Source organism: Ancylobacter polymorphus, assembly GCF_030813495.1.
Taxonomy (GTDB): Bacteria; Pseudomonadota; Alphaproteobacteria; order Rhizobiales; family Xanthobacteraceae; genus Ancylobacter; species Ancylobacter polymorphus.
In genome coordinates, this window is the sequence record NZ_JAUSUI010000014.1 from 24,927 (window position 1) to 31,436 (window position 6,510).

Sequence of the window (6,510 nt, forward strand, 5' to 3'; positions counted from 1 at the left end):
ATCCCTGAATTTTCCGTCGACGGCTGAAGTACGGCTCCCGCATCCGCGGGGCGCCGGGGTGTTTCTTTTCCCTGCGGCTGGGCCGCAGGCGGCAGCGCGCCGAGGGCGACGCGGCGCCGGATGAACCGAGACCCAGGAGCAGGCACAGAATGACGTCGACCAAGAAGCCGTCCAGCAACATCCGCCAGGGTTTCAAGACGGGCGAGCACATCGTCTATCCGTCCCATGGCGTCGGGCGTATTATGGCGATCGAGGACCAGGAAGTTGCGGGCTTCAAGCTTGAGCTGTTCGTCATCCATTTCGAGAAGGACAAGATGACGCTGCGCGTCCCCGTGCCGAAGATCGCTTCGGTCGGCATGCGCAAGCTCTCCGAACCGACGGTGATGAAGAAGGCGCTGGAAACCCTCAAGGGCCGCGCCCGGGTCAAGCGCACCATGTGGAGCCGCCGCGCCCAGGAATATGAGGCCAAGATCAATTCCGGCGACCTCGTCGCCATCTCCGAAGTGGTGCGCGACCTCTACCGTTCCGAGGCGCAGCCCGAGCAGTCCTATTCCGAGCGCCAGCTTTATGAAGCCGCGCTCGACCGCATGGCGCGCGAGCTCGCCGCCGTCGACAATCTGACCGAGACCGAGGCGATCAAGCTCATCGAGCAGAACCTGCTCAAGGGCCCGCGCCGCACCGGCAAGGGCGAGGCGGAAGCCGATGCCGCCGAGGCCGATGACGAGGCCGACACCGAGGAAGCCGCCGCCTGAGGCGCGCAGCACCCCGGCGCTCCGCCGCTGACAAGACCCGAAAGGCCCGGCCCGCGCCGGGCCTTTTCATTGACACGGCCCGTTGATTGACAAGGCTCGCCTGCGCCCTATCTCGCGCCGCCCGCGCGGGAACTTCCCGCCCTCCGGCGCGTTGATGCCCCGTTCGGGCCTGGTGCGGCGCCCCCCGGCGGTCAACCGCCGGTGCATGCCGTCCCCCGCCCGCCCGGTTCGGGGAGAGGCGCATGAGCGAACAGGCCAGCCGCAGCACCCAGATGGCGCGCACCGCAATGGCGACGCCGCTGCTCGAACGCGACGAGGAATACGACCTCGCCCGTCGCTGGAGCGAGGAGGGCGACCAGAAGGCGCTGCACGCGCTGATTCATGCCCATATGCGCCTCGCCCTCGCCATTGCCCGCCGCTTCCGCAATTACGGCCTGCCCATGTCCGACCTCGTGCAGGAAGGCCATATCGGGCTGATGGAAGCCGCCGCCCGCTTCGAGACGACGCGCGAGGTGCGCTTCTCCACCTATGCCACCTGGTGGATTCGCGCCGCGATCCAGGACTATGTGCTGCGCAACTGGTCGATCGTGCGCGGCGGCACCTCCTCCGGCCAGAAGGCGCTGTTCTTCAATTTGCGCCGGGTGCGGGCACGGCTGGAGCGCGCCAATGAGGGCGCCGCCGCCCCGACGCGCGAGGAACTGCACCGCTCCATCGCCGAAAAGCTCGGGGTGAGCGCCACCGAAGTCGCGCGCATGGATGCCCGGCTGAACATACCCGACCTCTCGCTCAACGCGCCGCTCGCCGCCGGCGAGGAAGACGGGGCGGAGCGGCTCGACCAGCTGGTGGCCACCGATCCGCTGCCCGACGAGCAGGTGAGCCGGGAAATCGACGGCGAGCGCCAGCGGCGCTGGCTGATCGGCGCGCTGCGCGGGCTCAACGAGCGCGAATTCCGCATCATCAAGGCGCGCCGCCTGACCGATGAGAGCGAGACGCTGGAAGTGCTCGGCGCCCGGCTCGGCATTTCCAAGGAGCGGGTGCGGCAGATCGAGAGCCGCGCCATCGAGAAGCTGCGCGTCGCGCTGACCAACGGGCCGGACGTGCCGCGCGGCGCCTTCAGCGCCTGACGCGCGCCAGAGTCGCCTGCGCGTGAGCCGGCCTCAGCCTATTCCGCGATGATCTTATAGGGCTCGCCATAGCCGAGCTTGTCGCCGCGATTGAGCCCGTTGAGGATGAGGAACCGCTCCAGCGCCTTGTCCTGCACGTCCATCTTGGCCGCCATGCGCTCCGGCGTGTCGGTCAGACCGGCGGTGACGATGCGCAGGCGCAGCGGCTTGACGTTTTCCGCCTCCTCGATCGACACACGGCGGAAGGTTTCCGCCGCATCGCGGAAGGCGCGGTCGAGCTCCGGCGTCAATTCGCGCGCAGCGAAGATCAACCGGTAGACATCGCTGCCGAAGCGGATGGCGAACATGCGGAACGACCACTGGTCGCCGCGCGCCACCGCCGTGGCGGCGGGAAAGCCGTTGAGCACGAGGCTTTCCACCGTGGAGATCTCCACCCCCTCGATCCAGCCCGAGGACAGGTACTGCGAGAGCGACTGGTCGCCGGCGACGCGCACCGCGTCCAGCCGCAGCGCCTCGCGCCCGGAAGCGCTGGCGCCCAGCACGGCCTGCGAGGTGTTCTCCAGCGTGAAGCCGGCCGGGGCGGTGAAGGTGAAGCCGAGCTTGGGATGAAAGAAGCGGCTGCCGCGGACGAAGCCTTCCTTCGGATCGTCGCCATAGACCAGCCCGTCGATCGCCGTCAGATATTGCTTGCGGTCGCGCTCGCCCGGCTTGTCCGGCGAGGCATATTCGCGCGCATTGGCCATGACGATGGAAATGCGCTCCGGCGTCGCCGGGTGCGTGGCAAGGAAATCGGGCGAATCGGCGCCGGCACTCTGGTTCATGGACATGGAGCGCATGCCCGCCTGCCGGCCCATGGTGGTGAGGAAGCGCTCGGCGCCATAGGGATCGAAGCCGGCGCGGGCGCTGATGCCGACCCCGATCGCGTCCGCCTCCAGTTCCTGCCCGCGCGAGAAGCTGGCGAGCGAGACCCGGCTGCGCGCCAGCGCCAGCGCGCCGAGATCGGAATCGTTCACCACATCGGAAATGACGCGGCTGACCAGCACCGCCTGCTTCATCTGGTCCTCGCGCGTCGCCGCGTGATTGGCGATGACATGCGCCATTTCATGCGCCAGCACCGAGGCGAGCTCCGCATTGTCGGAGGACAGGGCGAGCAGGCCGCGCGTCACATAGAGCGAGCCATTGGGCAGGGCGAAGGCGTTGACCGCCGGGGAATTGAGGATGGTCACGCGGTAATGCAGGTCCGGCCGCTCGGAGGCGGCGACGAGGCGCGCCACCACGACCTCGATCTGCTTCTGCAGCTTGGGATCGTTATAGGCCCCGCCATAGGAGGCGACGAGGCGCTCATGTTCCTTGCGCTGCGCCGGGGTGAGCGCGTCGTCGCGGCTGATCGCCGAGGGGGCCGAGGCCTGCTTGTCGTCGACGGCGGCGCAGCCGGCCACGAGGAGCGCAGCCGCGAGCATCAGGGCGCGCGGCAACAAGCCGAGCGCCTGCGCGCGCCGGAAAGGCGCCGCCCGCTGCGTCCCGCTTGTGCTCCTCGCTCCTGTCACTCGTCCCCCGTCGGCCGTGCCCGGCCTTCCGCCCCGTTTTCCATACCGTCGCCGTGCGAGGCGTGCGCCGCGTCGCCGGCCAGTTCGATCTGCTCCGCCCGCCGCAGCGTGATCGCCGGCCCGCCGGCCTCGAACAGCGTGCCGCGCAGCCGCACAAGCCGCCCGGCAAGATCGGCCGGTGCCAGACCACGCGCCGCCAACGACGCCTGACCTCCGGCCTCGACCCTTCCCGTCATATCCTGACGCCAAACCCGGCCAAAATTGAGGTAATCCACGCGGGCCGTCTTTCCAACGTCAAGAATAGGACCTGCCACGATTGTGAACCGGCCCTGCTGCGCGCGCAAAGCCGCGATATTGGCGGCCGCGAGCGGCAGCTGGCGCCACAGCCCGCGCCGGTCGCGCCTTGCCTCGGCTTCCGCCGCCAGCCAGGCGGGCAGGCAGGCAAGTACCGCATCTTCCGGCCGCAGCACCGCAAGGCCCTCGCGCAACAGCGCCTGCTGCAGGGTCGCCCCCTCTGCCGCCGCAGCCGCCGCGCCGGGATCGGCGATGAGCGCGGTGCGCCGGCCGTAACGGTCGCGCGCCGGCCCGGCGGCGAAGGCGATCTCGCGCCCCGCGACCCGCCCGGCGAGCGCCGCCCGCCAACTCACGGCCTTGCCCGCGCCGCCGCCCGCCAGCCCGGCGGGCCGCAGGACGGAACCGTCGTGCAAAACCAGATCGCCGGTCGCCCTCACCTCAGCGACAAGGCCGCGCGCGAGCGGCACCGGCAGGCAGGGCGCGGAGAGAGAAGGCGGCGGCGGGGAGGCGGCAAGAACCGCCCCCGGCGGCAGCAGGCCGATGGCCGCAAGCACCCATGGGGCGCGCCTCGCCCGAGCGCGGGCACGGCCGGGCGGGCAGGACAGCGTTGGGCTGATGCGCGTCGCCATGGCGTTCTCCACGTGCCGTCCGCCCGTGGCCCCCGTGCCTTTGCGGCAGCCTAGCGCAAAGCCCGGCCTTCGCCCACCCCGCCGGCGCGGGCCGATGTGGCGCGGCAGGACAGCCCTTCATCCCCCGCCCCCTTGATCGCCGCACCCGATTCGGGTCATGTACGCGCGGTCACTCCCGGTAGCTCAGCAGGATAGAGCACAGGTTTCCTAAACCTGGGGTCAGGGGTTCGATTCCCTTCCGGGAGGCCACCACCATAATTAACCCCTTTGTTTTCAGATATTTAGCCCGGAAATTGTCTAACCGGAAGGAGCGGTTAGACAATCCCGGCTGGCTCTTTCATTCCATAGGTCTTCGCCATCGCCTGTTCCGCCAAGCGATCCTTTACCGCATCCTCAATGTAGAGATTGACCTCCTTATCTGATTTATGGCCCGTGATGGATTTGAATTCGGGATTGGAGCACCCTGCATAAGCAAGCCGGCGTGACGCCGCCTTTCTTAGTCCATGTGCCGTGCAGTGCCTGAGACCAGCCTCATTGCCCCTTCCGCCGAAACCGCACGCGCATCTTTCCGTGCCGGTCGGCGAATTCGGAGACGTATTTTGGCAGGCTTCGGGGTTTCCTCATTTCAGCACCTCGTCCCAGGGATTAGCAGGTCCCGCCGGGTCCATCTTCTGCGCACCGAAAACGATCTGAACGCCCTCGGCCGTGAGCTTGATGGCCGCTATCTGTTCGCGACTCATCCCGCCAGCGAGGATCCCCTTGATGAGACGGGAAATGTTAGCCTGTGTGCTGAAGGATCGACGGCGGGCTATAGCAACAATTCACTCTTTCGGTCAGTGTCAGTTGTCCGGAGAGGATTGTGCGCGTTTTTTCGCCAGCCAACAGCAAACGGCGATTTTGGGCGTTCTATGCCAGTCCGACGCAGCGAGGCGCTTTTTGCATGATTTTAGCACTTGAGAGTTTCTCACGTGCGGACTTTTACCTGAAACGTATCCTTGGTTGCCTTGCTTACCTTGGATAGCGTGGTCGCCTTGGTTGCCATGGTTGCCAACCAAGCCAGATGGTTTCCTTGTTTGCTAGGATAGCATTGCTGGCCGGCTCGCTCGGTGCGCCAGTCGCCGTCCCCCTTTGAGTTTCACAGTGACTGTGAAGAGGAGTTCAACGCGTTCGGCGGTACCGTCAGTCACGGATCAGGTCGCGCGCGTCATCGAAGGCCCTGACGGCGTAATCGCCATAGGCCTGCCGCGCCTTCTGCCACGACATCCGAGGTATCGGCCCCCCGTTCCTGATCACCATCGCCAGATCGATGATGTCGCGGCTTCCGGTCGACCGGTCCAAGCCTCGATCGGCATTGGCCAGCAGCTTTTCCGCGTACATGTCCACGCGCGAGAGCATGGGAATGCGGAGGGCAGCGTCGAAGGTGCCTGAGATGGCAACCTGGATCTCCCACCCGAAATCCACCTTGATCGGGGCACCCTGCACGTCGAGGAAGGTGCTCACGACATAGGGCGACGTCCGCACCTCTCGCACAATCGGCAGTGAGCGCGTCAGCAAGGCGCCGAGAAGGGCATCCTGAACGGTGTTGCGCAGCAGGCGATAGCCTTCGGCCGAGGCGCACATGAAATTGACGTTGTTCAGTTGCCGGTACTCGCCCAAGGCGAGGACGAGGGCCGCGCCGCCGCCGAGATAACACCCAGCTTTCTCACGCAGAGTCGCGTCAAAGGCGCCGAGCAGCTCCGCGATCCGCTGGCGATCCCCGGCCTCAGACATGCAGCACGCCGTTCCCGGCTGTGAGGATCAGGCGCTCCAGAAGCTCGCGCTCATGGGCGGCATGTTCCCCTGATCGACATGCCGCCAATTTTGTTCATAGAGCGAGAGGGCCTTTCGCGGTGAGCCGCATGTGGGGATCCATGTTCCAGGCAATGAGGCGTAGCTGCGGGAAATCACCGACGCGGATCGTCGCTTCCTCCCCACCGAGCCCGGCACAGGGGGCGCTCGCCGCAGGAGGCTCTGGCTTCGGTGGAATCGTCCCCTGGCGCTTGGGCACGGTCCCGCCCCCTCTCACCTTTCCCCGCCTCAGAACTTCAGCGAGAACTGGGCGGTGAAGGCGTTTTGCGAGGCGTCGCCGGCGAGCTGGCCGGCATAGGTGGCGCCGATCTGCGCA

At 67.1% G+C, this 6,510-nt stretch carries 5 protein-coding genes, 1 tRNA gene and 1 pseudogene; 3 read left to right on the forward strand and 4 right to left on the reverse strand.

Going from position 1 to position 6,510, the window contains the following annotated elements:
• The first annotated feature begins 149 nt into the window (after positions 1–149).
• Together J2S75_RS22165 and J2S75_RS22170 are read left to right on the forward strand one after the other, a co-directional pair.
• Entirely contained in the window at positions 150–752 is a 603-nt protein-coding gene (locus tag J2S75_RS22165) for a CarD family transcriptional regulator (RefSeq protein ID WP_307023399.1), read from the forward strand.
• Positions 753–994: 242 nt separating this feature from the next.
• Positions 995–1,876, forward strand: coding sequence for an RNA polymerase factor sigma-32 (locus J2S75_RS22170; protein ID WP_307023401.1), 882 nt, complete (start codon positions 995–997; stop codon positions 1,874–1,876).
• A 38-nt stretch (positions 1,877–1,914) separates the two neighbouring features.
• Here J2S75_RS22170 and J2S75_RS22175 read toward each other — a convergent pair whose 3' ends face one another.
• Together J2S75_RS22175 and J2S75_RS22180 are read right to left on the reverse strand one after the other, a co-directional pair.
• Complete coding sequence (locus J2S75_RS22175; RefSeq protein WP_370874202.1) at positions 1,915–3,336, reverse strand: M48 family metalloprotease; 1,422 nt, start codon at positions 3,334–3,336, stop codon at positions 1,915–1,917.
• Between the two features lie 83 nt (positions 3,337–3,419).
• The gene (locus tag J2S75_RS22180) at positions 3,420–4,346 is read right to left on the reverse strand and encodes a thermonuclease family protein (RefSeq protein WP_307023406.1); all 927 of its coding nucleotides are present in this window, start codon (positions 4,344–4,346) and stop codon (positions 3,420–3,422) included.
• A 172-nt stretch (positions 4,347–4,518) separates the two neighbouring features.
• Here J2S75_RS22180 and J2S75_RS22185 point away from each other — a divergent pair.
• Positions 4,519–4,595, forward strand: a tRNA-Arg gene (locus J2S75_RS22185).
• A 65-nt stretch (positions 4,596–4,660) separates the two neighbouring features.
• Here J2S75_RS22185 and J2S75_RS22190 read toward each other — a convergent pair.
• Positions 4,661–4,873 (reverse strand): annotated as a pseudogene (locus J2S75_RS22190) (tyrosine-type recombinase/integrase); the annotation flags it as partial.
• Positions 4,874–5,525: 652 nt separating this feature from the next.
• Positions 5,526–6,116: a nucleotidyl transferase AbiEii/AbiGii toxin family protein gene (locus tag J2S75_RS22195; protein ID WP_307023407.1), complete on the reverse strand. Its 591-nt coding sequence runs from the start codon at positions 6,114–6,116 to the stop codon at positions 5,526–5,528.
• Between the last annotated feature and the right edge of the window lie 394 nt (positions 6,117–6,510).

Coding starts and splice junctions, on each gene's coding strand:
- J2S75_RS22165 (WP_307023399.1), top strand. CDS start 150: ATGACGTCGACCAAGAAGCCGTCCAGCAACATCCGCCAGGGTTTCAAG.
- J2S75_RS22180 (WP_307023406.1), bottom strand. CDS start 4,346: ATGGCGACGCGCATCAGCCCAACGCTGTCCTGCCCGCCCGGCCGTGCC.
- J2S75_RS22175 (WP_370874202.1), bottom strand. CDS start 3,336: ATGCTCGCGGCTGCGCTCCTCGTGGCCGGCTGCGCCGCCGTCGACGAC.
- J2S75_RS22170 (WP_307023401.1), top strand. CDS start 995: ATGAGCGAACAGGCCAGCCGCAGCACCCAGATGGCGCGCACCGCAATG.
- J2S75_RS22195 (WP_307023407.1), bottom strand. CDS start 6,116: ATGTCTGAGGCCGGGGATCGCCAGCGGATCGCGGAGCTGCTCGGCGCC.